General features: G+C 65.4%; 28 protein-coding genes. 19 read left to right on the top strand and 9 right to left on the bottom strand.

Annotated elements, in window-relative coordinates; all coding sequences use genetic code 11:
* The first annotated feature begins 12 nt into the window (after positions 1-12).
* A complete protein-coding gene (locus tag V3596_RS08285) occupies positions 13-498 on the top strand; it encodes a carboxymuconolactone decarboxylase family protein (RefSeq protein ID WP_334277205.1) in 486 nt (161 codons plus the stop codon).
* Here V3596_RS08285 and V3596_RS08280 read toward each other — a convergent pair.
* The gene (locus tag V3596_RS08280; protein WP_334277204.1) at positions 488-2,431 is read right to left on the bottom strand and encodes a glycoside hydrolase family 13 protein; all 1,944 of its coding nucleotides are present in this window, start codon (positions 2,429-2,431) and stop codon (positions 488-490) included. The genes V3596_RS08285 and V3596_RS08280 overlap by 11 nt on opposite strands.
* 166 nt (positions 2,432-2,597) lie before the next feature.
* Here V3596_RS08280 and V3596_RS08275 point away from each other — a divergent pair, with 166 nt between their 5' ends.
* Both V3596_RS08275 and V3596_RS08270 read left to right on the top strand, forming a co-directional pair.
* Positions 2,598-5,333, top strand: a complete 2,736-nt coding sequence (locus V3596_RS08275; protein WP_334277203.1) for an alpha-1,6-glucosidase domain-containing protein — start codon at positions 2,598-2,600, stop codon at positions 5,331-5,333.
* Positions 5,334-5,454: 121 nt separating this feature from the next.
* Positions 5,455-6,633, top strand: coding sequence for a tetratricopeptide repeat protein (locus V3596_RS08270; RefSeq protein ID WP_334277202.1), 1,179 nt, complete (start codon positions 5,455-5,457; stop codon positions 6,631-6,633).
* A gap of 14 nt (positions 6,634-6,647) precedes the next feature.
* On the opposite strand, the gene V3596_RS08265 is transcribed toward V3596_RS08270, so the two are convergent.
* Positions 6,648-6,983, bottom strand: coding sequence for a YkgJ family cysteine cluster protein (locus V3596_RS08265; protein WP_334277201.1), 336 nt, complete (start codon positions 6,981-6,983; stop codon positions 6,648-6,650).
* A 53-nt stretch (positions 6,984-7,036) separates the two neighbouring features.
* Here V3596_RS08265 and V3596_RS08260 point away from each other — a divergent pair, with 53 nt between their 5' ends.
* Both V3596_RS08260 and V3596_RS08255 read left to right on the top strand, forming a co-directional pair.
* On the top strand, positions 7,037-7,492 hold the full coding sequence (locus V3596_RS08260; RefSeq protein ID WP_334277200.1) for a copper chaperone PCu(A)C: 456 nt from the start codon (positions 7,037-7,039) through the stop codon (positions 7,490-7,492).
* Positions 7,493-7,504: 12 nt separating this feature from the next.
* Positions 7,505-8,173 carry a cupredoxin domain-containing protein gene (locus V3596_RS08255; protein ID WP_334277199.1) on the top strand — a complete coding sequence of 223 codons (669 nt, stop codon included), beginning with the start codon at positions 7,505-7,507 and terminating at the stop codon, positions 8,171-8,173.
* Here the strand turns inward: V3596_RS08255 and V3596_RS08250 are convergent.
* Complete coding sequence (locus tag V3596_RS08250; protein ID WP_334277198.1) at positions 8,170-9,618, bottom strand: serine/threonine protein kinase; 1,449 nt, start codon at positions 9,616-9,618, stop codon at positions 8,170-8,172. The two genes, V3596_RS08255 and V3596_RS08250, sit on opposite strands and share 4 nt — an antisense overlap.
* A gap of 5 nt (positions 9,619-9,623) precedes the next feature.
* The gene (locus V3596_RS08245) at positions 9,624-10,367 is read right to left on the bottom strand and encodes a metallophosphoesterase family protein (protein ID WP_334277197.1); all 744 of its coding nucleotides are present in this window, start codon (positions 10,365-10,367) and stop codon (positions 9,624-9,626) included.
* A gap of 118 nt (positions 10,368-10,485) precedes the next feature.
* On the opposite strand from V3596_RS08245, the gene V3596_RS08240 reads away from it, so the two are divergent.
* Complete coding sequence (locus V3596_RS08240; protein WP_334277196.1) at positions 10,486-11,286, top strand: substrate-binding periplasmic protein; 801 nt, start codon at positions 10,486-10,488, stop codon at positions 11,284-11,286.
* 15 nt (positions 11,287-11,301) lie between these two features.
* Here V3596_RS08240 and argF read toward each other — a convergent pair whose 3' ends face one another.
* Positions 11,302-12,264 (bottom strand): ornithine carbamoyltransferase, encoded by a 963-nt coding sequence (argF, locus tag V3596_RS08235; RefSeq protein ID WP_334277195.1) that lies wholly within the window; start codon positions 12,262-12,264, stop codon positions 11,302-11,304.
* On the bottom strand, positions 12,261-13,475 hold the full coding sequence (locus tag V3596_RS08230; RefSeq protein ID WP_334277194.1) for an aspartate aminotransferase family protein: 1,215 nt from the start codon (positions 13,473-13,475) through the stop codon (positions 12,261-12,263). The genes argF and V3596_RS08230 overlap by 4 nt, the downstream gene beginning before the upstream one ends.
* 193 nt (positions 13,476-13,668) lie before the next feature.
* Here V3596_RS08230 and V3596_RS08225 point away from each other — a divergent pair, with 193 nt between their 5' ends.
* The gene (locus V3596_RS08225) at positions 13,669-14,001 is read left to right on the top strand and encodes a DUF3579 domain-containing protein (RefSeq protein ID WP_334277193.1); all 333 of its coding nucleotides are present in this window, start codon (positions 13,669-13,671) and stop codon (positions 13,999-14,001) included.
* Positions 14,002-14,099: 98 nt separating this feature from the next.
* Positions 14,100-14,855 (top strand): alpha/beta fold hydrolase, encoded by a 756-nt coding sequence (locus V3596_RS08220; protein ID WP_334277192.1) that lies wholly within the window; start codon positions 14,100-14,102, stop codon positions 14,853-14,855.
* A 93-nt stretch (positions 14,856-14,948) separates the two neighbouring features.
* Here the strand turns inward: V3596_RS08220 and rpsT are convergent, their stop codons facing one another.
* Positions 14,949-15,245 (bottom strand): 30S ribosomal protein S20, encoded by a 297-nt coding sequence (gene rpsT / locus V3596_RS08215; protein WP_334277191.1) that lies wholly within the window; start codon positions 15,243-15,245, stop codon positions 14,949-14,951.
* Positions 15,246-15,382: 137 nt separating this feature from the next.
* Here rpsT and murJ point away from each other — a divergent pair, with 137 nt between their 5' ends.
* The 9 genes from murJ to V3596_RS08170 all read left to right on the top strand — a co-directional run bounded on the left by murJ (position 15,383) and on the right by V3596_RS08170 (position 24,178).
* A complete protein-coding gene (gene murJ, locus V3596_RS08210) occupies positions 15,383-16,942 on the top strand; it encodes a murein biosynthesis integral membrane protein MurJ (protein WP_334277190.1) in 1,560 nt (519 codons plus the stop codon).
* Positions 16,943-16,960: 18 nt separating this feature from the next.
* Positions 16,961-17,830 carry a SirB1 family protein gene (locus V3596_RS08205; RefSeq protein WP_334277189.1) on the top strand — a complete coding sequence of 290 codons (870 nt, stop codon included), beginning with the start codon at positions 16,961-16,963 and terminating at the stop codon, positions 17,828-17,830.
* Positions 17,831-17,894: 64 nt separating this feature from the next.
* Positions 17,895-18,956 carry an AI-2E family transporter gene (locus tag V3596_RS08200; RefSeq protein ID WP_334277188.1) on the top strand — a complete coding sequence of 354 codons (1,062 nt, stop codon included), beginning with the start codon at positions 17,895-17,897 and terminating at the stop codon, positions 18,954-18,956.
* A 17-nt stretch (positions 18,957-18,973) separates the two neighbouring features.
* Complete coding sequence (gene hda / locus V3596_RS08195) at positions 18,974-19,654, top strand: DnaA regulatory inactivator Hda (RefSeq protein ID WP_395386855.1); 681 nt, start codon at positions 18,974-18,976, stop codon at positions 19,652-19,654.
* Positions 19,651-20,319, top strand: coding sequence for a histidinol-phosphatase (locus V3596_RS08190; protein WP_334277185.1), 669 nt, complete (start codon positions 19,651-19,653; stop codon positions 20,317-20,319). Before hda ends, V3596_RS08190 begins: the two co-directional genes overlap by 4 nt.
* Positions 20,316-21,875: a polynucleotide adenylyltransferase PcnB gene (gene pcnB, locus V3596_RS08185; RefSeq protein ID WP_334277184.1), complete on the top strand. Its 1,560-nt coding sequence runs from the start codon at positions 20,316-20,318 to the stop codon at positions 21,873-21,875. The genes V3596_RS08190 and pcnB overlap by 4 nt, the downstream gene beginning before the upstream one ends.
* Before the next feature lies 1 nt (position 21,876).
* Positions 21,877-22,389, top strand: coding sequence for a 2-amino-4-hydroxy-6-hydroxymethyldihydropteridine diphosphokinase (gene folK / locus V3596_RS08180; protein ID WP_334277183.1), 513 nt, complete (start codon positions 21,877-21,879; stop codon positions 22,387-22,389).
* A gap of 117 nt (positions 22,390-22,506) precedes the next feature.
* On the top strand, positions 22,507-23,154 hold the full coding sequence (locus tag V3596_RS08175) for a DUF47 domain-containing protein (protein ID WP_334277182.1): 648 nt from the start codon (positions 22,507-22,509) through the stop codon (positions 23,152-23,154).
* Between the two features lie 10 nt (positions 23,155-23,164).
* The gene (locus tag V3596_RS08170; protein WP_334277181.1) at positions 23,165-24,178 is read left to right on the top strand and encodes an inorganic phosphate transporter; all 1,014 of its coding nucleotides are present in this window, start codon (positions 23,165-23,167) and stop codon (positions 24,176-24,178) included.
* 58 nt (positions 24,179-24,236) lie between these two features.
* Here V3596_RS08170 and V3596_RS08165 read toward each other — a convergent pair whose 3' ends face one another.
* On the bottom strand, positions 24,237-24,680 hold the full coding sequence (locus V3596_RS08165; RefSeq protein WP_334277180.1) for a TM2 domain-containing protein: 444 nt from the start codon (positions 24,678-24,680) through the stop codon (positions 24,237-24,239).
* Positions 24,677-25,252 carry a GNAT family N-acetyltransferase gene (locus tag V3596_RS08160; RefSeq protein ID WP_334277179.1) on the bottom strand — a complete coding sequence of 192 codons (576 nt, stop codon included), beginning with the start codon at positions 25,250-25,252 and terminating at the stop codon, positions 24,677-24,679. Before V3596_RS08160 ends, V3596_RS08165 begins: the two co-directional genes overlap by 4 nt.
* A 185-nt stretch (positions 25,253-25,437) precedes the next feature.
* Here V3596_RS08160 and rpsP point away from each other — a divergent pair, with 185 nt between their 5' ends.
* Together rpsP and rimM are read left to right on the top strand one after the other, a co-directional pair.
* Complete coding sequence (gene rpsP / locus V3596_RS08155) at positions 25,438-25,692, top strand: 30S ribosomal protein S16 (RefSeq protein WP_334277178.1); 255 nt, start codon at positions 25,438-25,440, stop codon at positions 25,690-25,692.
* On the top strand, positions 25,693-26,301 hold the full coding sequence (rimM, locus tag V3596_RS08150) for a ribosome maturation factor RimM (RefSeq protein WP_334277177.1): 609 nt from the start codon (positions 25,693-25,695) through the stop codon (positions 26,299-26,301).
* Positions 26,302-26,311 lie beyond the last annotated feature (10 nt).

The following is a 26,311-nucleotide window of genomic DNA, read 5'->3' as shown; positions in this document are numbered from 1 at the left end:
GCAGCTTCTCTCATGGCATTTCCACATCAAGCCCGCATGGACTGGGCCGAGTTCGAACAGGCGGCGCCCGGCGTGGTGCTGGCGATGCGCGCCCTTGGCAAGGCCGTCGATGAATCGGGGCTGGACAAGCAGATCACCGAGCTGATCAAGATCCGCGCCTCGCAGCTCAATGGCTGCGCGTTCTGCCTGCAGTTCCACCTGAACATGGCGCGCAAGCTGAAGGTCGTGCCGGCCAAGATCGACCTGGTGGCCACCTGGGCCGAGGCGCCAGGGCTGTTCACGCCGAAGGAGCGGGCTGCCTTGGCCTGGACCGAGGCGCTGACACAAATGACCGAGCACCGCCCGACCGGTGCCCTCTATGCCGAGCTGCAGGCGCAGTTCACGACTGTCGAGATTGCCGGCCTGACCGCCGCCATCGGCGCGATCAATGCCTGGAACCGGATGGCCGGCAGCCTGTCGTTCACGCCGCCGGTGCCGGAGTCGCAGCTCAGCGCCTGAGCTCGACGATCAGCGGCGAGCGTGCGGGCACGGTGATGGTGTCCCCGAGCGTGATGGCCTGACCGGTCATCGCATCGACGGCCGACTTGGCTCCCGGCAGCATTTCGGCAAAGCGGCGCAGGTCGACCTTGGCTTCCTTGCTGCCCTTGTTGAGCAACAGCATCACGCGCGGCGCATTGGGCTCGCTCTTCAGATAGCGGAACAGGGCGTAGACGCCGTGCTCCGGCGAGTAGTGCATCAGCTCGCCGTCGTGCACCACGCGGCTGCTCTTGCGCCACGTGAAGAGCTTGCGCAGGAAGTCTTGTGCCTCGCGCTGCTTGTCTTTCAAGCCCTGGCCGGTGAAGCCGTTCACCGCATCGCCGGCCCAGCCGCCGGGGAAGTCGGAGCGCACGGCGCCGTCGTCGCGCTCCCTCGGGCTCTGCATCAGCAGCTCGGTGCCGTAGAAGACCTGCGGAATGCGGCGCGTGGTGGCCAGGTAGGCCAGGGCCAATTTCCAGGCGCCCAGGTCTTCCTTCAGCAGCGAGTAGAGGCGCGGCGTGTCGTGATTGCCTTCGAACAGGACGAGCTGTTCCGGCGCCGGATAGACGAAGTCGTGCGCCAGCGCCTCGTAGAGCTTGGTGAGGCCGCTGTCGTGACCATCTGCTTCCCCCAATGCGGCGAGCAGGGCGCCATGCAACGGGAAGTCCATCATGCTCGGTGTGCTGGAAACATAGCCGTCGTGGTTGCGCTTGCCGCGCTGCCAGTACGACACCACGGCCGGATGCGGGCTCCATTCCTCGCCAACGATATTGAGCTTCGGATACTCCTGCATCACGCGCTCGGACCAGCGTGCGAGGAACTCGCGGTCGGAGTAGGAATAGGTGTCGGTGCGGATGCCTGAAAGAGAGGCGTACTCGATCCACCAGATCGTCATCTGCGTCAGATAGGTGGCCAGTTGCGGATTGCGCTGGTTGAGGTCCGGCATGTTGCGGGTGAACCAGCCGTCGGTGAATCGCTTGCGGTCGCTCTCTGACGCATAGCGGTCCTGGAGCGTCATGCGTGCATGCTGGGTCTCCACGTACTTGTAGCCCCCAGGGTTGACCAAATTGGTCACCCCACCCCCCGAGGGGGCCGACGAGGCTTGGGGGCGGCCCTGCGCCTCGTCTGCTGGCCACTGATTGAGCCAGTCTGGCGCCGGCATATCGCGCATCCACCAGTGGCTGGCGCCGATGTGGTTGAGCACGATGTCCTGGATCATGCCGATGCCTTTTGAGCGGGCTTCGCGACTCAGCTCGCGGAACTCTTCGTTCGTGCCGAAGCGTGCGTCGATCTTGTAGAAGTCGCTGGCGGCGTAGCCGTGATAGCTGTACTTCTCGGCGTTGTTTTCGGTCAGTGGCGTAGGCCAGATCTGCGTGAAACCGAGGCCTGCGATGTAGTCCAGATGCTGTCGCAGGCCGGCGATATCGCCGCCGTGGCGGCCGCCGGGGCTGCGTCGGTCATTGCGTTCCAGCAGGCCGGCGGGCTGAGCGCGATCTGCCTGACCCTGGGCGAAGCGGTCGGGCACGACGAGGTAGATCGCATCCTTGGGGCCGAAGCCCTGTCGGTCCGCAGAGCCGGGCTCGCGCTGCAGCAGCTGGTAGCGCTGCTTGAGGTGGGTCTTGCCGCCGCTGAACAGGATCTCGAACTCGCCAGCCTTGGCTTGCGGGTCGATCTGCAGGTCCAGGAACAGGTAGTTGGGATTGGCGGTGCGGGTGGTCTTCTTCAACGTGATACCTGGCGCCATGACCTGTGCCTGCAAGTCACCGATGCGATCGCCATGCACCATCAGCTGCAGCTCCGGGCTGCGCATGCCGACCCACCAGAAAGCGGGTTCGATACGGGAGATGGTCTGGGCTTGGCTCATCAGGCTGGTGCACAGCGCCAATGCGCCGCCGAGATTGCGGATCACGTTCATCAACACGTCCCCATCGGCGCATTGTGGCGCCTTGTTGTAGCTAAATTACTGATCGATCATTCGCTCACGGAGGCAAGCATAGCGGCATGATTCCTGTAGTGCAAAGCTGAATTGTTTTGATTAATGTAGTTTTGCTACCATTCAGAAAACAAGCACGGAGACAGGCATGAGATCGAGATCGCGGATGAGCGGCGGCTGGCTGCTGGGCTTGGCCGTGCTGGCCTGGAGTGGGCAGGCGCGGGCCGGCGGATGTGATGTTGAAGACTTTCAGGCACTGCTGCATCCCAATGGTCTTGTGGCCGAGGCGCAGGCCTACTGGCTGGATCGCCAACTCGTGCAATGGCCCGGTCAGACGGCCGAGCCAGGTCAGCGCTGGCGCTTGCATGCCTCGATGGCGGGTTCGCTGTCGGTGCAGGCAGGTCAAGCCGTTCGGGGCGCAGAAAACAGCTTCGACCTGCAGCCTGATTCGCGGGGCCTTTCGCCAGCAACGGCCGAGCGTTTCAAGTTTGTCGGAGCCGGCCCGAGGCTGCGTCTGTCCATCGATGATCCGGCTCGCCTGCATCGCGCTCAACTGATACTCGCGCGCGAAAACGAAGCTGGTCAGGTGCTGGCCTTCACACGCATCCAGAGCCCCGGCGCGCTTGACGATCTCTATGCCGCGGCTGGCGATATTGCGGACCTTGGCGTGGCTGTGCAGCCCGCAGCCAAATCCACCAGCTTCAAGCTCTGGGCGCCCACCGCGCGTGCGGTGAGCCTCTGCCTGTACGACAGCGATGCGAGCAAGGCCAGCGCCGAGCAAGCGATGCAGTTCGACGCGACCACGGGTGCCTGGTCCTGGCGCGCGCATGGGGACTTGTCGGGCCGCTATTTCAACTACCTGGTCGAGGTCTTCGTGCCCGGCAAGGGTTGGGTGCGCAATCGCGTCAGCGACCCGTACTCGAGCAGTCATGGCACGGATTCCTGGCGCAGCTATATCGCCGACCTCAATGCCGCGAAGCTGAAACCGCGCGGCTGGGATCAACACCGCCGGCCCAAGCCCTTGGCGGCCGCCACCGACATGCTGATCTACGAGCTGCATGTGCGCGACTTCTCCATCGCTGACGCGACGGTTCCAGTGGCCAGGCGCGGCCGCTACCAGGCCTTCACCGAGACCCGCTCGGCGGGCATGCGCCATCTGCGCTCGCTGGCTCAGGCGGGCATGACGGACGTGCACCTGCTGCCGGTGTTCGACATCGCCAGCATTCCCGAAGCCCAATGCGCCACACCGACCGTGCCCACGGCCGCCGCAGACAGCCCGGACCAGCAAGCCAGGGTGATGGCGGTCGCCTCGAAGGATTGCTTCAACTGGGGCTACGACCCGCTGCACTACGGCTCGCCCGAGGGCAGCTATGCCAGCAGCGCGGCCGATGGCGCACGCCGCATCATCGAGTTTCGCCAGATGGTGCAGTCCCTGCATGAGGCTGGCTTGCGCGTGGGCATGGACGTGGTCTACAACCACACGCCGGCCTCGGGCCAGGATGCCAAGTCGGTGCTGGACCGCATCGTGCCGGGCTACTACCAGCGGCTCGATGCCAAAGGCCAGGTCGAGCGCTCGACCTGCTGCGACAACACGGCCACCGAACATCGCATGATGGCCAAGCTGATGATCGACACGACGGTACGCTGGGCTCGCGACTACCGTGTCGATTCCTTCCGCTTCGATCTGATGGCCCATCAGCCGCGTGCTGCGATGGAGATGCTGCAAGCGGCGGTCGACAAGGCGGCTGGCAGGCATGTCGAGCTGATTGGCGAGGGCTGGAACTTTGGCGAGATCGCCAATGGCTCACGCTTCGTCCAGGCGTCGCAACTGTCCTTGAATGGCAGCGGCATCGGCACCTTCAGCGACCGGGGCCGCGATGCGGCGCGCGGCGGCAGTGCGGGCGACAGCGGCGAGGCGCTGCGCAAGAACCAGGGCTGGCTCAACGGCCTGGTCTATGCGCCCAATGACGCGGCACCGAAGCGCGAGCCCGTCGAGCTGTTCCGCGCGGCCGACATGACCCGTGTCGGCCTGGCCGGCTCCCTGCGCGACTTCGAGCTCGAGACCTTTGAAGGCAAGCGCCGCAAGCTCTCCGAGATTCCCTATGGCGACCAGCCTGCGGGCTATGTTTCGCAGCCGGGCGAGGTGGTCAACTACGTGGAGAACCACGACAACCAGACGCTGTTCGACATCAACGTGATGCGATTGCCTCGCGACACTTCGCGCGAGGACCGGTTGCGGGTGCAGATGCTCGGCGCGGCACTGACCGCCTTCAGCCAGGGCATTGCCTACTTCCATGCCGGGCTTGAGGTGCTGCGATCCAAATCGCTGGACCGCAACAGCTACGACTCGGGCGACTGGTTCAACCGCCTGGACTGGAGCCTGCGCGACAACGGCTTTGCCGCCGGCCTGCCGCCCCAGGGTGACAACGGCCGTGACTGGCCGCTTCTGCAGCCGCTGCTGGCTGACGACTCGATCAAGCCGCGGCCGGCCGACATCGCCAGGGCCCGCGCGATGTTCCTGGACCTCCTGAAGATCCGCGCCAGCAGCAGCCTCTTGCGCCTTCGCTCCGCAGATGAGGTGAAGCGACGTCTTCACTTCCTCAACACCGGCCCGCAGCAGAACCCGGTGGTGATGGCCGCCGTGCTGGATGGCCAAGGCCTGGCCGGTGCCGGCTTCAAGCGCCTGCTCTACCTGATCAATGTGTCGCCTCAGGCGCAGACGCTGCAGATCGAGAGTGAACGCGGGCACGCCTACCGGCTGCACCCGGTGCAAGCCAGCGCGGCTGCAGCGGACCAGCGCCCGCGCCGCGAGGCTCGTTACGAGCAGGGCAGCGGCGCCTTCGTAGTGCCCGCCCGGACCGCCGTCGTCTGGGTCCAGGAATAGCGCAAACACGGGGGCTTGACCTTCGGCACGCGTGGCAAAAGGGGACTAGCATCTGAGCAGGCAGGCGCCGCACGGACCCGTGGGATGCTGGTGGTCGCTTGCCGCCACTGCGAGGTGCGCGATGCGAAAAATCCTACATGCCAGCCTGTTGGCCCTGGCGGCTGCGCTCTCTGGTTGCGTGAGCGTGCCGCTCCTGGAGCCGCAGGAGCTGTCAGCCCTGTTCAAGGACTCGGCGTTCAAGCCCCTGGCCCAGCCCATTGACGACAAGGCCGTCTTCGAGTTGAGCCCGGAGATGCGCCAATTCCTCAAGCGCGATGTGGCGGATCAAGTCGTCGCCCGCGGCCCTCGCTGGGCACTGATTGACGCGCTCTATACGAAGCGCAAGCTGATTCTTGACTACGACTCGGCCATCACGCGCAATGCCTCTGAGGCGTTCGAGTCGCGTGCTGGCAATTGCCTGTCGCTGGTCATCATGACGGCGGCCTTTGCCAAGGAGTTGGGCCTGGGGCTGCGCTATCAGCTGGTCCATACCGAAGGCAGCTGGAGCCGTTCCGGCAACGTGCTCTTTCTGGCGGGGCATGTCAATGTGAGCCTGGGTCGCCGGCTGCAGGAGAGCAGCAATGTCTTCGCGCTCGACATGGACATGATGACCGTCGACTTCATGCCGCCCGAACTGAACCGGGTGGAGCGCGTTCGCACCATCGACGAGGGCACCCTGGTCGCCATGTATTACAACAACCGCGCTGCCGAGTTCATGGTGGCCAATGACCTCGACCAGGCTTACTGGCTGGTTCGTGCCGCCATCGATCGCTCGCCGAACTATGTCAATGCCTACAACACGCTGGGCGTGATCTATCGGCGCCATGGTGACCTGGTGGCGGCCGAGAAAGTCCTGCGCCAGGTCGCGCGGCTGGAGCCCGACAACCCTCAGGCCCTGGGCAATCTGGTGATTGCCTTGCGGGACCTCGGTCAGCTTGCCGAGGCCGAGCAGGTGCAGCGCCGGCTCAACGAGCTGCAGCCTGACCCGCCCTATGCCTTCTTCGACCGTGGCGTCGAGGCCATGAATGCGGGCGACTATGTGAGAGCGCGGGGGCTGTTCGAGAAGGAAATCAAGCGCGCCGCCTACGTGCCCGAGTTCCATTTCTGGATGGCCTTGGCCGACCTGCGCCTGGGCGATCTGGCCAGCGCCAGCAAGCACATGGCGATTGCCAAGGACTACAGCACGACCATCAAGGACCGCGACATCTACGCCACCAAGCTGAACAAGATCAACAGCTACATGACCGGCGCCAAGCCCTAGCGCGAAAGGTTCGGCTAGAGCGGCGGCAGGCCGTGCCGCGCGCGGGCCCGCGCGCAGGCGTCGTCGCCCAGGCCCAGTGGCGCGCGCAGGCCGAATTCACGGCAGGGCGAGGGCCGCCATTCATAGATGCCGCAGCTGGCCTTGACGCCGACCGTGCCCACCAGGGCGGCGCAGCGCGGGCTGGCGTGGTCGGTGCCGCGCATGCGGGCCAGGCTGTGGTTGAGTTCACCGCACAGGCCGTCAGGCACGCTGCCGCCTTCGCTCATCATTTCCTCGCGGGCGAAGTCGACCCGGAAGCTGGCGCAGCAGGCGCCACAGCGCGTGCAAGGGTTGTCTGCGGTCGAGCTCATGCGCTCAGTGTAGGGCTGGCTATGATGGTGGCCAGTTCTCAGGAGTCGCTTGCATGCGTTTGGTTTCCATCGCCCTTGTCGCCGCTTCCATCGCCCTGTTCAGCGTCGCCGCCCAGGCCCAGGCACCTCAATTGCAGGTCAAGGACGCCTGGGTGCGCACGACCGTGGCGCAGCAGAAGGCGACCGGTGCGTTCTTTCAGCTGCGCGCTGACAGCGATTTGCAGCTCGTTGAGGCCAGCTCGCCCGTGGCATCCATGGTCGAGATCCATGAGATGGCCATGGAAGGCAGCGTGATGCGCATGCGTGCGGTCGAGAGCCTGCCGCTGCCCGCCGGCAAGAGCGTCGAGTTCAAGCCGGGTGGCCTGCATGTGATGCTGATGGGCCTGAATCGCCCGCTGGCCGCTGGCGACAAGATCCCGCTGACGCTGGTCTACCTGGACAAGAACAAGAAGCGCCACCAGGTCGAAGTGCAGGCCGAGGCGCGCGCGCCGCAAGCCGCCAAGCCCTGAGGAGCCGCCGCCATGCTGAAGCCTCTCGCTCTCTCCCTGTTGCTGACCAGCATGGCCGCTACTGCCGCCGATCTCAGTATCGCGGTGCTGGACAAGCAGGGCCAGCCCCTCGCTGACGCCGTGGTGATGGTGGACAGCACGATGGCCGGCCCGCGCCCGGTGCCTCCGGCCGAAGTGCTGGTTGCTCAGGAGAAGCAGCGCTTTGTGCCAGCCATCAGCATCGTGGCGCCGGGCACGCGCATCGTGTTCAGCAACAAGGACAGCTTTGACCACCATGTGATTGCCGGCTTGATGGGGCCGGGCGGCGTCTATCTGGACCCCGGCCAGACCATCCAGTTGCGCCTGTCGGGTCGATCGGGCAACCGCACGCCCGGCACCGAAACCCGCAGCTTCAACCATAGCGGCCCTTATCTGCTTGGCTGCCATCTGCACAGCTCGATGCGTGGCCATCTGTACGTGGCCGACTCGCCTTGGGCCAAGCTCAGCGGCAGCGACGGCAGGCTGGTGGTCGAGGGCCTGCCGGAAGGTGCAGTGAGGGTGCGCGTCTGGCATGCAGACCAACTGCTTGAAAACGAGCCGGTCTCAGCCCAGCTTCAAGCCGGCAGCAACAAGCTGACGGTCAAGACTCAGGTGGTGGCACGCGCCAGCAAGGCGACGCCGAGCTCGGTCTATCCCTACTAGCGTTCCCTGACGACAGTCACGGTGCAGTCCGATTCGGCCAGCACCTGGGAAGAAACGCTGCCGAGGTAGCGCCGCAGCGCGGAAGCGCCTCGCGCCCCCATCACGATGTGGTCGATGCCATTGCGGCTGGCAAATTCGATGATGGCCGTGGCCGCGTCAGGCGCTTCCAGGACATGGAAGGTCAGGCGGCCGTCCTGCAGGTCCAGCGCCTTGCTGATCGGGCGTGCCCAGGACTTCAGGGCGATCAGCTGCTTCACGTGCAGGCTCTGACCCTGGCTGTCGGTGAGTTCGTCCATGCCGAGCCGGGCCGTCTTCATCACGCTGACGCAGGCCAGGCGCGCGCCGACCTCGGCCTGCACAACGCGGCGCACATGCTCACTCAGTTGCTCCAGCAGTGCCGGCGTGGCGCTCTCGATGTCGATGGCCGCCATGATGATGGGGCTGCGGCCCAGTTGTTCGCTCGGCCGGGTCGGCGCGGTCGGCTCGCTACCGATGGCGAAGAACCAGCGCTTCAAGGTCTTCAGGCTGTTGCTGCCTTGTGTCTTCTCGGACCGCCGTGTCAGCGCCACGCTTTGCGGGCTCTTCAGGTCCAGCAACAGCTGCGCGGCACTCTGGTAGCGGCGCTCGGGCTTGACCTCCAGGCAGTGCAGCACGATCTCCTGGAACCAGGGCGGCAGCTTCGCGTCTATGGCGCGCAGCGGCACCGGCTCCACATAGAGCCGGCGACGCAGGCCGCGCACCGAACTTGGCTGGCCGAATGGCCGCTCGCCGGTAGCCAGGTGATAGAGCATCACGCCCAGGGCGAACAGGTCGCTGCGCGGGTCGTTGCGGATGAATTGCACCTGCTCGGGCGACATGTAGGGCCCGGTGCCCATGGGCAGCGAGAATTCCTCCTCGAGCAGGTCGGGCAGGTGGTCATGCCGCGAGAGGCCGAAGTCGACCAGGACCGCGCGGCCATCCGGCCGGAACATGATGTTGCTGGGCTTGATGTCCAGATGCACGACGTGCTGGCGATGCAGGTCCTGCAAGGCTGTGGCGACGCGGATGCCGATGTCCACCACCTCCTCCAGTGGCAGGGGCGCGTCATCCAGGCGTGGCCTCAGCGACACGCCTTCGATGCGCTCCATCACGATATAGGCCTGGCGGGTCCAGTCGCCACGAGCGACGAAGCGCGGCACATGCGGACCCTTGAGTGCGGGCATCAACATCTGCTCGACCTCGAAGCCGACGATGGTGGCCGGGTCTTCGCCGCCCTTGATGCGCGGCACCTTCATCATCAGCCGGAAATCCTCGCCCTCGACCGGCTCAACCCGCGTCACGCTCCACAGATTGGCCATGCCGCCCTGGTGCAGCCGCGCCTCCAGCCGGAAGCCGTCGATCACCTGGCCCTCCTGCAAGGGCGAGGGCGGCAGGGCGGCGCCGAAGGTGCTGGTCGGGCTTGTCATCTGCTCTACTCGCCTGCCAGCAAGCGATCGGCCAGCCGTGCTGGCAGGCCGGCCGCGCGCACGCTGGCGGCCGCCGCGTCGGCGTCGTAGGGGACGCGCTGGAAGCTCAGGACGCTTTGTTCGCTGTCAAAGATCGCGTAGCAGGCCGCCGGATTGCCGTCCCGCGGCTGGCCGCAGGAGCCGGGGATCGCCAGCCATTGGCGATTGGTCAGGAGCGGAATTTCGACGCCGGCTTGCGGCGTGAATTCACCGGCCTTGCCGGTGCCGCTGAGATGGAACAGCATGGGCTCATGCATATGGCCGCAGAAGGTGTAGCGCGCCTTCGTGGCATGCATGCTGCGGATGGCCTCGAGCCGGCCCTGGATGTATTCGTAGCTCGCCGGGTCATAGGCATTGGCATGAACGAAAAGCATCTCGCCGCGCTCGACCGTCATGGGCAGCTGCTTCACAAAGGCCAGTTGGTAGGGTTGCAGTTGGCTGCGCGTCCATTCGGCGACCTCGCGGGCCTCTTCGCGCATGCCGGGGAGGGCGCCGCGGGCCACTGCGCTGTCGTGGTTGCCCATCACGGCGACCGCGCCTTCCTCGACCAGCTCCATCACCCGGTCCAGCACCCAGGCCGGATCGCCGCCATAGCCGAGATAGTCGCCCAGCAGCGCATGCTGCTGCACGCCGCGCGCGGCAGCATGCTCGAGGACAGCAGTGAGTGCCTGGCGGTTGGCATGCAGGTCGGAGATCAGGGCGAGTTTCATTTGCCAGCTAGGCTGCCACAGGGGGCTGACAGCATGCTGAACAGAGCCCTGCATGTGTACCGGCGGATACCGCCGAGTTCAAGCACAATCGTCGCGAGTCTTGATTGACGAAATCTGAATGAGCCAAGCCTGCAGATTGCTGTTGACCGGCCTGCTTTGCCTGCCAATGCTGGCCTGGGGCGGATGCTCCCGCCCCTTGAAGGTGCCGGCGTCGCCCATCGGCCTGAGCGTGACGGTGGATGGCGAAACCATAGGTGGGGTCTATCCCGACATCCTGCGCGGATTGGGCGACGCCTGCCGCTTCGAGTTTTCCAGCGTGCCGCGGGCCCGGCTGGAGCTGATGTTCGAGGCCGGTCAGGCCGACCTCCTGATTCCGGCGACCCGCACGCCGCGGCGTGACGAGCTGGGCCTTTTCGTTCCCATGGTGCGCAGCCGCGCGACGCTGATTTCCCTGCTCGACAAGGACAGGCCGGCGCTGCGTTCGCTGGACGAGCTCTTGCGGCGGCGCGAGTTGCGCGTGGTGCTGGTGCGCGGCTTCGACTACGGCGAGGCCTATCTGGCCATGGCGCGCGAGCTGGGCAGCCAGGCCCGGCTGGTCCAGGCGGTGGATCCGCTCGAAGCGGCGCGCATGCTGAGCATGGGCATGGCCGACCTGACCGTGATGTCGCCCAGCATCATTGCCGGCGCGATCCACAACGACTCTCGCTACAAGCCTCTGCTGGCCAAGCTCAGGATCGAGTCGGTGGAAGAGATGCCGTGGGGGGAATCCGGCGCCTACCTGTCCAAGTCGCTGCCTGGTGCTGACCGCGCGATGCTGCGCGACATGCTCGAGAAGAGCACCCGCAGCGGCGAGGTCTGGAAGACCTTTCAGCGCTACTACCCGGCGAATGTGCTGGTGGACGGCTTGAGGCCGCGCTGAAAGGCAATCCGGCCCTCAGCCGATCCGGCCGAGCAAAAGGTACTCCATCAGTGCCTTCTGCACGTGCATCCGGTTCTCTGCTTCGTCCCACACCACAGACTGCGGCCCATCGATCACATCGGCCGACACCTCCTCGCCGCGATGTGCCGGCAGGCAGTGCATGAAGAGGGCATCGCGCTTGGCGACCGACATCATCTCGGCGTCGACACACCAGTCGGCGAACGCCGCCCGGCGGGCTTCGTTCTCGGCTTCGTAGCCCATGCTGGTCCACACATCGGTGGTGACCAGGTCGGCACCTCGGCAGGCTTCCAGCGGGTCGGCGAAGACCTTGTAGCAGGCGGTGTTCTTGATGCCGGCCACCGTCGGATCGACTTCGTAGCCGCTCGGTGTGCTGACATGGACCGTGAACCCGAGGATCTCGGCGGCCTGCAGCCAGGTGTTGGCCATGTTGTTGCCGTCACCCACCCAGGCCACGACCCGGCCCTTCAGGCAATCAACATCCACCACGCCGCGCTGGTTCATGCCGCGCGCCTCGATGAAGGTGAACAGGTCCGCGAGGATCTGGCAGGGGTGGTACTCGTTGGTGAGGCCATTGATCACCGGCACTCGCGAGTGCGCGGCGAAACGCTCGATCTTGGTCTGCTCGAAGGTGCGGATCATCACGATGTCGACCATGCGGCTGATCACGCGGGCGCTGTCTTCGATCGGCTCGGCGCGGCCCAGCTGGCTGTCGCCGGTGGTCAGGTGCACCACCGAACCGCCCATCTGGTACATGCCGGCCTCGAAGCTCACGCGCGTGCGCGTGCTGGCCTTCTCGAAGATCATGGCCAGCGTGCGGTCCTGCAGCGGCTGGTATTTCTCGTAGTTCTTGAAGCGGCGCTTGATGGTGGCGGCGCGCTCGAACAGATGCGCATACTCCTCGGCGCGCAGGTCCTTGAACTGCAGGTAGTGGCGGATCAGGCTGGAGCCGGGCTTCATGGCTTGGGCGTGGCCACGAAGGCCTTGATCAGCGGCACCAGAATCGCGGCGAGTTGAGCCGCCTCATCGCTGCTCATGATCAGCGCGGGAACTAGGCGCACGACCTTGTCGGCGGTGACGCTGATCATCAGGCCGGCATCGGCCGCTTGCTGCAGCAGCGCTGCGGCGGATCGGTCGAGCTCGATGCCCAGCATCAGGCCCTGGCCGCGCACCTCGACCACACCGGGCACACCGGCGAGTTGCTCGGTCAGCGCGGCCTTGAGCTCGCCGCCGACCTTGGCGGCGTTTGCCAGCAGGCCATCTTCTTCCATGATGCTCAGCGTCTCGACGCCTGCCCGCATGGCCAGCGGGTTGCCGCCGAAGGTGGTGCCGTGGTTGCCCGGCTGCAGCACCTTGGCCGCACGCGGGCCGCAGACCACGGCGCCGACCGGCACGCCCGAACCCAGGCCCTTGGCCAGCGGCATCACGTCCGGCGTGATGCCAGCCCATTGGTGGGCAAACCACTTGCCGGTGCGGCCGATGCCGCATTGCACCTCGTCCAGCATCAGCAGGATGTCATGCTCGTCGCAGACGCGGCGCAGGCCTTGCAGGAACTCGATGCGGGCCGGGTTGACGCCACCTTCGCCCTGGATGGTTTCCAGGAAGATGCCGGTGACGTTGGGGTGCGCCTTCAGGGCCGCCTCGACCGCGGCGATATTGTTCAGCGGCACGCGCACGAAGCCGCCCACCAGCGGGCCGAAGCCGGCATGGATCTTGGGGTTGGCTGTGGCAGACAGCGTGGCGATCGAGCGGCCATGGAATGCGCCCTCGAACACGATCAGCTCAGGGTTGGTGTTGCCGCGGTCATGGCCGAACTTGCGGGCAATCTTCAATGCCGCCTCGTTGGCTTCCAGACCCGAGTTGCAGAAGAAGGCGTTGGTCATGCCGGAGATCTCGACCAGTTTGGCGGCGAGCTTCTCCTGCAGTGGCACGTGGTAGTAATTGCTGGTGTGGATCAGCTTGGCGACCTGCTCCTGCAGGGCTGGCACCAGGCGCGGATGGGCGTGGCCGAGTGTGTTGACCGCGATCCCGCCCAGGCCGTCCAGATATCGTCGCCCGGCGGTGTCCCAGACCCAGCAGCCCTGACCATGCGACAAGGCGATGGGCAGGCGGCCGTAGGTCTGCATCACATGCGGCTCGGTGGGCGGAACGGGCGGAACGGGGGCGTTCATCAACTCTCCAGTGCAAGCGAAAACGAAAGGGTCGTTGATTCTACGGGTCGCCCCCAGGTCGGGTTGGCCGGCGTGCGCTATGCCAACCACGCAGCGGAACTTTGTTGCACGCTTGCTGCGCCGCAACAAGGCACAATACCGGCTTTGCCTCGACGGCCTGACGCCGCGAGTTGTCTGTCCCGCTAGCGAGCCCATGAGTCTGCCGCCCAAACCGCGCGAAGTGTTCATCCAGGGATTGACCCTGGAAGGGCGCACGTTCCGGCCCAGTGACTGGGCCGAGCGCTTGGCCGGCGCCATGTCCTGCTTTCGCCCCGGCGGCAACACGGGGCGCATCGGCGACCACATCGGTTATTCGCCCTACTGCGTGCCTCGCGTGATCAACGGCGTCAAATGCGTGATCGTCAACGAGGAACTGAAGGCACTCGAGCCGATGGCCTGGGACTTCGTCATGAACTTTGCTCGTGACAACCAGCTTCAGGTGGCCGAGGCCTGCCTGTTGCCCGAGCGGCCCGCGAGCAGGGACTGAGTCGCACTGCGCGCCAGGGTTTGCCTGTAGCGCCAATTGCGGCGAAGGGCGCATTCCGGGGGTGTGGTTTCCTGGCTTGTTGATATACGCTTGCAGCAATGTTGTTACATGCTGGTTCTGACCTTGCCATGACTCCGCCGGAGCCTGTCACCTGGGTGTTGCTGCGGGGCTTGACCCGAGCGGCAGGGACTTGGGGCGAGTTTCCCCATATCTTCGTCAATCAGCTGGCCAAGTTGCAGCCGGACGTGCGTGTCTTGCTGCTCGATCTGCCAGGTCATGGTGAGTTGCATGACCGGTCCAGCCCCAGCTCCATTGCTGCTCTTGTCGATGCCTGCCGGTCGGAGTTGCAAAGGCGGGGCGTGAAGACGCCCGTTCATCTGCTGGCCATGTCACTGGGCGCTTTGGTCGCCAGCGATTGGGCGGCGCGCTATCCCGCGGAGGTCAGTGCGGCGGTCTTGATCAACACGAGCCTGCGACCCTTCAGCCCGGTCATCCGACGCTTGCGCCCCGCGGTGCCATTCCAGTTGCTGCGTTTCAGCCTGACGACACAGGCCGGGGCCGCGAAAAGGGCCCGGGTCCGATTGACCAATGTCTGGCGCCAGGTCCTGGCCGTCGTCCGCTTCCAGGCCAGCCGCGCACGGCCGGAGCCACCCATGCTGCTCTTGTGCAGCCTGGGAGATGGCCTGGTGGATTGGCGTTGTTCGCAGACGCTGAGTCGCGCCTGGGGTGTGCCGCTGCGCATGCACACGGCAGCGGGGCATGACCTGCCCCGCGAGGATCCGCCCTGGGTGGCCAGCGCGGTGTCGGAATGGATGGCCTTGCGCGATCGGAATCCCGCGGTGAAATCGCGGTAATTGGTCGGGCGATCAATCAGGAAGCCCGTCAGAGTGGCAGGCAAACAAAAAGCCCGCCGAAGCGGGCTTTGAGCTTTGCACCAGCGCTGGAAGTTAGGCGGCCAGCGCCTTGATCTTCGCGGACAGGCGGCTCTTGTGGCGAGCTGCCTTGTTCTTGTGGAAGATGCCCTTGTCAGCAACCGAGTCGATCACGGCTTGAGCAGCCTTGAACAGTTCGGCGGCCTTCGGCTTGTCGCCAGCGACAACGGCCTTTTGCACGTTCTTGACGACCGTGCGGAATTTGGAGCGCAGCGCCGTGTTGGCTGCGTTGAGCTTGACGTCCTGGCGGGCGCGCTTGCGGCCCGATGCCAAACGGACGGTCTTCTTCTTGGCTTTGGAAGAGGTTGCCATGCTGTGAATCTACCCAGTTGGTGCAAAGACCGCGAGTATAGCAGTTTTAGTGGGCTGGAGAAGGGTTTGCCGCATTGCGCAAGCCAAACAGCCCTTCGTCGCATAGATAATGCGGCGCCCCGACCGACATCTGAGTGATGAATCTACTCCGCGCTGCCTCCTTTGTTTCCGTCCTGACGCTGGCATCGCGGATCACCGGTCTGGTGCGGGAAAGCCTGGTGGCCGCGCTGTTCGGGGCGTCTGCCTTGACTGACGCTTTCCAGGTCGCGTTCCGGATACCCAACCTCTTGCGTCGGCTGTTTGCCGAGGGCGCATTTTCGCAGGCCTTCGTGCCGGTGCTGGCGGCCACGCGCGCCAAGGAGGGAGATCAGGCTACCCATGAGCTGATCGATGCCGTGGCCACGGTGCTGACCTGGGCCTTGGTCCTCACCTGCGTGCTGGGTGTGATTGGCGCGCCCCTGCTGGTCTGGATGCTGGGAGCCGGCCTGAATGAAGGGCGCGATGCCGCCGTCGTGATGACGCGCTGGATGTTCCCCTATATCGGCTGCATGTCCCTGGTCGCCTTGTCGGCCGGCATCCTGAATACCTGGAAGAAGTTCATGGTGCCGGCGGCCACGCCGGTGCTGCTCAATCTGTCGGTGATTGCTTCGGCCTGGTTGCTGGTGCCGCGCCTGCAAGCCTGGGGCTGGCAGCCCATTTACGCACTGGCGATCGGCGTGATGCTCGGTGGTGTCTTGCAACTGGCGGTGCAGATCCCGGCGCTGAAAAAGCTCGGCGCGCTGCCGCGCATCGGCTTGTCGCCCTCGGCGCTGCGTCGCTCCTGGAGGCAGGCGGGCGTGCAGCGCGTGCTGACCCAGATGGCGCCGGCGCTGCTGGGAGTGGGCGTGGCCCAGCTCTCCTTGATGATCAATACGCAGATCTCGACCTTCATTGGCGCTGGCGTGGCCACCTGGGTCAGCCTGGCGGACCGGCTGATGGAGTTCCCGATTGCCCTGCTGGGCGTGGCCTTGGGCGTGGTCCTGACGCCGCAGCTCTCCGCTGCCCAGGCCAAGGGGGAGGGGCAGGACTATTCCGACCTGCTGGACTGGGGCCTGCGCCTGGTCGTGCTGTTCGGCCTGCCTTGCGCCGTGGCCTTGCTGGTGTTTCCCGAGCCCATGGTGGCCGTGCTCTATCACTACAAGAAGTTCCTGGCGATCGACGTCGTCAACACCAGCCGGGCGGTGATGGGCTATGGCGCCGGCCTGATGGGCCTGGTGGCGATCAAGGTGCTGGCGCCAGGCTATTACGCCAAGCAGGACACCCGCACGCCGGTGAAGATCGCCGTGGGCGTGCTGGTCCTGACCCAGCTGCTCAATGCGCTCTTCGTGCCGATGTTCGGCGCGGCCGGGCTGACCCTGTCCATTGGCATCGGCGCCCTGCTGAATGCAGGCCTGCTGCTCTGGGGCCTGCGCCGCCGCGGCAGCTATCAGCCCCTGCCGGGTTGGCTGATGTTTGCATTGCGGGTGCTGTTGGCCAGTGCAGCCATGGGTGGTTTGCAGTACTACCTGGCCACCCGGATTGACTGGATCGAGCTCGGCCAGCATGGCCTCTTGCGCGCCATTGCCATGGCCGGCTGCCTGGTCGCCTCGGCTGTGCTGTACTTTGCTGTGCTGCTCTTGTGCGGATTGAAGCTGCGCCAGTTTGTCCGGCGTGGCTGAGATCAATAAACTCGGGGCATGAGTTCCTCGTTGCGCTTGCATGCCCCGTCGGCGCTGGAGTATTTCGCCAGCCTGGTGGCGGAGGACATGAGCATCAACCTGCTCGAGGCAGCAATCGCCATCGGCCAGGATGAGTTCCCCAGGCTCGATGTGCAGTCCGTGCAAGCGGAGGTCGATACCCTGGCCCGCCGCCTGCTTCAGCGCCTGCCGGCCGATGCCCCGAGTGCGCACCGCCTGCGTGCCTTGAACCGCTATTTCCACACCGAGCTGGGCTTTGCCGGCAACGTCAACAACTACTACGAGGCCGGCAACAGCTATGTGCACCACGTGCTGGCCACCCGGCGCGGCATTCCGATCACGCTGGCGGTGATCTACCTGGAGCTGGCGAGCCAGATCGGCCTGCAGGCGCGGGGCGTGGCGTTTCCGGGGCACTTCCTGATCAAGCTGCACCTGTCCCAGGGCGAGGTGATGCTGGACCCCTTCAGTGGCCGGTCGCTCTCGCGCAGCGAGCTGGACGAAGCGCTGCAGCCGTATCGGCAGAGCGCGGGCCTCGCAGGCGATGTGGACCTGCCGCTGGAGCTGTTCCTGCAGGCTGCCACGCCGCGCCAGGTGCTGGCTCGCATGCTGCGCAACCTGAAAGAGATCCATCGCGCCCAATCCGACTGGGACCGCCTGCTGCCAGTGCAGCAACGCCTGGTGCTGCTGCTGCCGGATGACTTGAATGAGCGCCGTGACCGGTCGCTGGTGCTGGAGGCCCTGGGGCACTGGAGCGCCGCGGCGGCCGACATCGAGTTCTACCTGGATCGGGCCGAGCAGGCGCCAGACCGAGTGGCGCAGCAGCTGCGCCTGGACGATCTGCGCGGCCGAGATGGTCCGGCCTTGCATTGAGTTGCATGCCCGGGCGCGCACATAGAATCGCCGCGCCCCTCCACCCATTCCCAGTCAAGCCGCCATGAAGCTCAGTCACCGTCAACGCCTGGCCCTGGCCTGGACCGGTCTGGCCCTCGGTGCCCTGGCGCTGATCTGGTTGCTAAAGCCGGTGCTCGCGCCTTTCATCGCGGCCGGCGTGCTGGCCTATGCCTTGCATCCCATGGTGGAGCGCCTGACGCGTCGCCATGTGCCGCGCCTGCTGGCCGTGGTGCTGGTGGAGCTGCTGGCGGTCCTGGTGCTGCTGGCCCTGGTGCTCTTGATCGTGCCCATCCTCAGCAAGGAGCTGCCGCTGCTGCGCGAGCAGATCCCCATTCTGGCGGCCAAGGCCAATACCCATCTGGCGCCGCTGCTCAAGCAGTTCGGCGTCGATGTGGCGCTGGACATCAGCAGCATCAAGTCCTTCGTCCTGAAGTACCTGGATGCCAATCTGGAAGACTGGCTGGGCACGGCGCTCAGCTCGGCCCGCATCGGCGGCAGCCTGCTCTTGACCCTGGTCGGCAATCTGGTGCTCTTGCCTGTGGTGCTGTTCTACCTGCTGCACGACTGGCCGAAGCTGCTGGAACGCGGCTGGAGCCTGGTGCCTCCGCGCATGCATGAGCCGGTGGGTGGCTTCCTGGAGGAATGCGACCAGATGCTGGGCCAGTACCTGCGCGGCCAGCTGCTGGTGATGGGAGCGCTGGCGATCTTCTACAGCGTTGGCCTGGCACTGGCCGGCTTCGACCTGGCCATGCCGATCGGTGTGTTCACCGGCATGGCGGTCTTCATTCCCTACCTGGGCTTCGGCCTCGGGTTGCTCCTGGCGCTGCTGGCCGGCTTGCTGCAGTTCGCCAGTCTCTATGGCCTCCTGGCCGTGGCGGTGGTGTTCGGCCTCGGCCAGCTGATCGAAGGTTTCCTCCTGACTCCGCGCCTGGTGGGCGAGCGCATCGGCCTGTCGCCGCTGATGGTGATTTTTGCGCTGCTGGCCTTTGGTCATCTGTTCGGTTTCGTCGGCGTGCTGATCGCGCTGCCCTTGAGTGCCCTGGGCGTGGTGGCCTTGCGCCGCGCCCGTGCTGCCTACCTGGACAGCACGCTTTACCAGGGTTGATGAGTGAGTTTTTCTTGTTGAAGCAGATACCGCTGGCCATCGGGCCCGACCCCGAATACACATTCGACAACTTCGTGCCCGGTGCCAACAGCGCCTTGCTGGCCCAGTTGCGCCAGCTGAGTCTTGGTGCGCCGCCGCTTTTCATCTGGGGCCCGCCGGGCAGCGGCAAGACGCATTGCCTGCGTGCCCTGGCGCAGGCCTGGCAGGCAGGCGGCGCCCAGGTCGGCTGGTACGACGCCGACACCGTCCTGCCCTGGGACTTGCCCGCCCAGCCTTCGCTGCTGCTGATGGACGACTGCCAGCGCTTCGACGCCGGCCAGCAGCATGCCGCTTTCACGCTTTTTGTCGAGGCGGCCACGCATGGCCTGGCCGTCGTGGCCAGCGGCACCGCACCGCCGGTCGACCTGGCACTGCGCGAGGACCTGCGCACCCGCCTCGGCTGGGGGCCGACCTTTGCCCTGCAGCCTCTGTCGGAGGCCGAAACCCGCTCGGCCCTGCGCCGGGAGGCCGACCGCCGCGGCATCTTTCTCGGCGACGAGGTGATGGACTACCTGCTCACCCGCTTCGCCCGTGACCTGAAACACCTGATGCGGCTGCTGGACCGGCTGGACGAGTTCGCGCTGGCCCACAAGCGCGCCGTCACCGTGCCGTTGCTGCGCCAGATGCTGGCCGACGAATCACCACAAGAATCCCCATGAACCTGACCCTGTTCGACCTTGACGGCACCCTGATACCGCAGGACTCCGACCATTCCTTCGGCGAGTACATGGTGAAGATCGGCTGGGCCGACGGCGCCGCCTGGGCCGAGCGCAACGACGAGTTCTACGCCCAGTACCAGCGCGGCGAGCTGGACGTCGATGCGTACATAGACTTCGCCACTTCCGTCTGGCGCTCGCGCCCGCCCGCCGAGGCCGAGGCGACCCGGGCCCGGTTCATGGAAGAAGTGATGTCGCCGCTGATGCGCGACAATGCCCGCGCCCTGGTGCGCCAGCACCAAGACGCAGGGGACCTGGTGGCCATCGTCACCGCGACCAACGAGTTCGTCACCGCACCGATTGCGGCCGCCTTTGGCGTCGAACATCTGATCGCGGTGAAGTTGCAGCGCGATGCGGCAGGCCGGTATACCGGCCAGATCGACGGCGTGCCTTCGTTCCAGGCCGGCAAGATCAGCCGGGTGCGGGATTGGCTGGCCAGCGAGGGGCGACAATGGCAGGACTTTGAGCGGACCACCTTCTACAGTGATTCGGTCAACGACCTGCCGCTCTTGGAGCAGGTCAGCCACGCGGTGGCGACCAATCCGACGCCGGCTCTGGCGGACATCGCCGCCAAGCGCGGCTGGACCATTTTGAAACTCTTCGAATGATCAAGAAATTCATCGACAAGCTGTTCGGCAAGGCTGCCGGCGCCACCTCGCTCGGCAAGCGGGTCGAGGTGCAGGCGGCCGAGCACGGCATCGACCCGACGTTGCTCGACGAGCGCGCCGTGCGCGTGGTGCAGACGCTGACCGATGCAGGCTTCGAGGCCTATATCGTCGGTGGCGCGGTGCGCGACCTGCTGCTGGGCTGGCGCCCGAAGGACTTCGACGTGGCAACCAACGCCACGCCCGAACAGGTCAAGAGCCTGTTCCGCCGCGCATTCATCATCGGCCGGCGCTTCCGCATCGTGCACGTGGTCTACGGCCGCGGCCGCGAGCATGAGGTGATCGAGGTCTCGACCTTCCGGGCGCTGCCCACGGCCGAAGGCGCCGAGCAGGTCAGCGGCAACGAGAAGACGTCCAAAGCCGAGCTGGCCGGCAAGTCGCATGTGGTGGACGCGGAAGGCCGCGTGCTGCGCGACAACGTGTGGGGCCCGCAGATCGAAGATGCGGCCCGCCGCGACTTCACGGTCAACGCCATGTACTACGACCCGCAACGCCAGCTGGTGGTTGACTATCACGGTGGCCTGGCGGACGCCAAGAAGCGCGTGCTGCGCATGATCGGCGACCCGGAAACACGCTACCGCGAAGACCCGGTGCGCATCGTCCGGGCCGTGCGCTTTGCCGCCAAGCTCGGCTTCGAGCTGGAGCCCAAGACGCGCGCGCCGGTCAAGGCCAGCGCGGCCTTGCTGGCCAACGTGCCGGCTTCGCGCCTGTTCGACGAAATGATCAAGCTGCTGCAGACCGGTCATTCCCTGGCCAGCCTGGAGCAGTTGCGCAAGCAGGGCCTGGCCCGCGGTGTGTTCCCCATCCTCGATGCAATGCTGGACAGCAAGGGCGAGCTGTACGAAGGCGCCCGCGGCCAGTTTGTGCGTCTGGCGTTCGAGGACACCGACCGCCGGGTCAAGGAAGGCCGTGGCGTGTCGCCGAGCTTCATGCTGGCCTGCATGCTCTGGCACGAGGTGCTGGACCGCTGGACCAAGATCCGCGAATCGGGCGAGCCGACCATTCCTGCGCTGCAGCAAGCGATTGATGCGGTCTTTGACGCCCGGATTGGCGACATCTCCGGTCGCGGCAAGTTGGCCGCCGACATGCGCGAGATCTGGATGATGCAGCCGCGCTTCGAGCGCCGCAGTGGCAGCAGCGTGTTCAGCCTGATCGAGCAGCCGCGTTACCGCGCCGGCTTCGACTTCCTGCGTCTGCGTGCGGACGTTGGCGAGGTCGACGGCGCCCTGGCCGACTGGTGGGAAGACTTCGCGCTGGGTACCGACGACGAGCGCGAAGCGCTGCTGGAAGACGCCCGCGAGAAGGACAAGCGCCGCGCGCCCAAGGCTCACGCTCAGCCGCGCAAGCCGGCTGCCGCCGCAGCCCCCAGGGCCGAGGCCGAAGGGGAGGAGGGCGGCGAGCTGGACGGCGCCGCGCCGGCCAAGAAGCGCCGCCGTCGTCGCAAGCCGGGTGGTGCTCGCAAGGCCGAGGGCGGTGCCACGTCCACGCCCCAGGAGTGAAATGAAGGTGCTCGCCTATGTTGGCCTGGGCGCCAATCTGGGCGACATGCGGCAATCCCTGGAGCATGCCCTGGCTGAGCTGGCGGCCTTGCCGGCGAGCCGGCTGGGCGCCGTGTCCGGCGCCTACCGCAGTGCCCCGGTCGATGCCGAGGGGCCGGATTACCTCAATGCGGTGGCCGTCCTGGAAACCGAGCTGGCACCCCTGGCCCTGCTGGACGCCCTGCAGGCCATCGAGTTGGGCCTGGGCCGCGAGCGACCGTTCTGGCATGCACCGCGCACCCTGGACCTGGACCTTCTGCTCTACGGCCAGCAAGTGATTGCCAGCGCGCGGCTGACGGTGCCCCATCCCGAGCTGCATCGGCGAGCTTTCGTGCTGCAACCGCTGCTGGAACTGGCTCCAGACCTGCAGGCGCCCGGTCTGGGTGCCTTGCAGCCCCTGCTGCAGGGGACGCGAGAGCAGGCAATCGAGCGCCTCCCGATTACACTCTCGCCCTTGCCGCGCATGACGCGGTGATGAAAATCGAAAGATTTCAAGAAAATCCCGAAGATTTCGAGAAAATCCTCAAGATTTCAAACAGTCGTTGATGTGAAGGTGGGCCGTACCGGCCCCGTCCGCACCCCAGGAGTCCCCATGTTTTTTGGCAAGTTGCTGCCCCGCGAGGGCAATTTTTTCGAGTTGTTCAATGAACATGGCGCACAGATCGTTGAGGGCGCGCGCGCCTTCATGCTGATGATCCAGAACTACAACGACCTCGACCTGCGCGAGAAATATGCGGCCGAGGTCGACAAGGCTGAGCATGCCGCCGACCGCATCACGGCCGAGGTCAACCGCCTCCTGCACCGCACCTTCATCACGCCTATCGACCGCGAGCAGATTCACGGCCTGATCAACGCCATGGACGACATCCTCGACCTGCTGCAGGACTCGAGCGAAACCATGTCGCTGTACGACGTGCGTTCCATCCCCGAAGAAGTGCTGCGCCTGGGCGACCTCTCGGCAAAGTGCTGCGAGCGCGTCCAGCATGCCGTGACCCTGCTGCCCAAGCTGAGCCATCCCAAGACCGCAGAAGCAGCGATCAAGACCTGCGAAGAGATCGACAAGCTGGAAAGCGACGCTGACCGCGTGATGCGCGCCGCGATGTCCAAGCTGTTCCGCGAGCAGGATGATGTTCGCGAGTTGATCAAGCTCAAGGCGATCTATGAGCAGCTCGAGTCGATCTCAGATCGTTGTGAGGACGTGGCCAACCTGATCGAGGGCATCGTCCTCGAAAATTCCTGAGCCCCGCGCAATGCAGTCAGCACAAGTAGCCCTCTGGGTTGTCGCATTGCTGGTCGTACTGGCCGTGATGTTCGACTTCATGAACGGCTTCCACGACGCGGCCAATTCGATCGCGACTGTGGTTTCCACCGGTGTCCTGAAGCCGCAGCAGGCCGTGCTCTTTGCGGCCTTCTTCAACTTCGTGGTCATCTTCGGGATGAGCAATTTCGGCGTCGCCACGACGGTGGGCAAGGGCTTTGTCCAGCCGGGCGTCGTCGACCATCACGTGGTTTTCGGCGCCCTGGTGGGCGCGTTGACCTGGAACATCATCACCTGGTGGTACGGCATTCCGTCGAGCTCCTCGCATGCGCTGATGGGCGGCATCGTCGGCGCCGTCATCGCCAAGGCCGGCGCCGGTGCGCTGGTGGCTTCTGGTGTCATGCGCACGGTGGCGTTCATTCTCGTGTCGCCGCTGCTAGGTTACCTGCTCGGTTCGCTACTGATGGTGATCGTGGCCTGGGTGTTTCGTCGCACCGCGCCGCTCAAGGTCGACGGCTGGTTCCGGCGCCTGCAGCTGGTATCTGCCGGTCTCTATAGCGCCGGTCACGGAAGCAACGATGCGCAAAAGACCATCGGCATCATCTGGATGCTGCTGATTGCCACCGGGCATGTGGCCGCTGATGACAAGGCACCGCCGTCCTGGGTGATCTGGATCTGCTTCGCAGCCATTGGCGCGGGCACGATGTTCGGCGGCTGGCGCATTGTCAAGACGATGGGTCAGAAGATCACCAAGCTGAAGCCGGTCCACGGCTTCTGTGCGGAAACGGGCGGCGCAATGACACTGTTCCTGGCCTCGGCGCTTGGCATTCCGGTATCGACCACGCACACGATCACCGGCGCCATCGTTGGTGTTGGTTCCGTGCAGCGGGCTTCTGCCGTTCGCTGGGGCGTTGCGGGCAATATCGTCTGGGCCTGGATCTTCACGATTCCGGCCTCGGCCTTTGTTGCCGGAGTCTGCTACTGGCTCAGTTTCACGCTGTTCTGATCGCGGTCAGTGGCAGTAGAAGGGCCCGCCACGTGCGGGCCTTTTCCTTTGCTGGAGCCTACTGGCTGATAGCCTGGGCCGCCTCGGCCTGCGTCTCGTAGTAGCGCTGAGCGCTGAAGGCAATCGTCGTCATCAAGGCAGTGCCACCCAGCAAGAGGCTCAACACCACGCCGATCACTGCTGGCCATCCAGTCTTGCGGCCGGCCTGACCGGGGTTGCGCTGCTCATCCCATTGCTCGTCAGGCGTGAGGCCGTAGATGATGGCGTTCAGCATGGCGTAGCTCAGCATCAGGCCCAGCAGAGGCATCAAGAGCCAGCTCAGCCGGTCGTCCTGGCCCAGCAGGTCCATGCGCTGCAGGCCGTACATGCCGGCCAGCGTGGGCCAGGGATGCAGCCAGAACCATTTGTCCTTGAAGCCGTGCAAATAGAGCCGGTGCAGGCCGAAGACGCCGAGGCCCATCGCCAGCCAGGTGGCCAGCGTCTTCGATTTGTAGCTGTTCATGGCGTGGCTTCCGGCGAGCTCTGGTCACCCTGGCCGAGCTGGCGCTGCATCAGCACCACATCCAGCCAGCGGCCGAACTTCCAGCCGGCGCTCTTCAGCGTTCCGGTGTCTTCAAAGCCCATGGCGCGGTGAACGCCGATGGAGCCCTTGTTCCCGGCATCGCCGATCACCGCAAGCATCTGGCGGGCGCCCAGCGCCTCGCAGCGCGCCATCAGTTCGGCCAAGAGCAGCTTGCCAAGGCCCTGGCCGTGGCTGTCGGGATGCAGGTAGATCGAGTCTTCCAGGCAGAAGCGGTAGGCCAGGCGGGGGCGGAAGTAGTTGGCATACGCATAGCCCAGCACCTGCTCGCCACGCTGGACGACCAGCCAGGGCAGCTTGCGGCCCAAGACTTCGGCGCGGCGGCGGGTCATCTCGGCCAGGTCCGGGACTTCGGTCTCGAAAGTGCCGGTGCCGTGAAGCACGGCATGCTCGTAGATGGCCTGGATCGCAGGCAGATCGGCCTCGGTGCTGGGGCGGATTTGCAGTGATGGGGACGGGGTGGGAGTGGGGGAAGAGGAGATTTCTGCGCTCATATGGGGATTCTCTCCGGCGCGAGTCTATAATGCCGGGTTTTGGTGCTGGTCAGCCGAGGGGCTGGCGTATCTACAGCGGCCAACAACGGTGCGAGGTGATGCAATTGTGTCAGCTCGCATCACCCGAACTGCTTGCCCTGAGTGTCTCCTCGTGCGGTAGTTGCTCTGAATATTTTGGAACAATCATGGTTGTGATTCGTCTGGCACGTGGCGGCTCTAAGAAGCGCCCCTTCTACAACATCGTCGTGGCTAACAGCCAGAACCGCCGTGACGGCCGCTTCATCGAGAAGGTGGGTTTCTACAACCCCATCGCTTCCGGTGCTGCCGAGCCGCTGCGCGTTGCTCTGGACCGCGTCAGCTACTGGACCGGTGTCGGCGCTCAGCTGTCGCCCGCCGTTGCTCGCCTGGTTGGCGAAGCAAGCAAGAAGGTCGCCGCCTAAGTGACGGCTTCGTCCGACCTGCAAACAAGCGTCACCGAGCCCGCTTGGCCCGATGATGCGATTGAGGTCGGGCGCCTTCTGGACGCCTGGGGCGTCAAGGGCTGGATCAAGGTGCAAGCCTATTCAGCCGACGCCCAGGCGCTGTTCTCGTCGCGCCGCTGGTTCCTGAAACCGGCCGACGACAACAAGCCCGCAGTGGTGGGCAAGGCCAAGGCCTTGCCCACCCTGCTCAAGATCCTTGCGGTCCGCGACCACGGTGACGGCATTGTTGCCAACATCGAAGGCGTGACCGACCGCAGCGGCGCCGAGGCTCTCGGCGGTGCGCGCATCTTCCTGTCGCGCAGCAGCTTCCCCAAGCCTGAGACCGACGAGTACTACTGGGTCGACCTGATCGGCCTCGCCGTGGTCAATCGTCAGGGCGAAGAGCTCGGCACCGTGGCTGGCCTGATGGACACCGGCCCGCACAGCGTGCTGCGCATCACGCCGCCTGGTCTGCAAGCGCCGGTCAAGCCCGACCAGGAACGTCTGATTCCTTTCGTGGCTGCCTTCATCGACGATGTGGACCTGGCCGAGCGTCGCATCAGCGTCGACTGGGGCCTTGATTACTGAACCCCGGCTC

The organism is Roseateles microcysteis (genome assembly GCF_036880965.1).
GTDB lineage: Bacteria > Pseudomonadota > Gammaproteobacteria > Burkholderiales > Burkholderiaceae_C > JAUASW01.
Note: the sequence above shows the minus strand (reverse complement) of the source record. Positions and strands in the feature narration are given on the sequence as shown.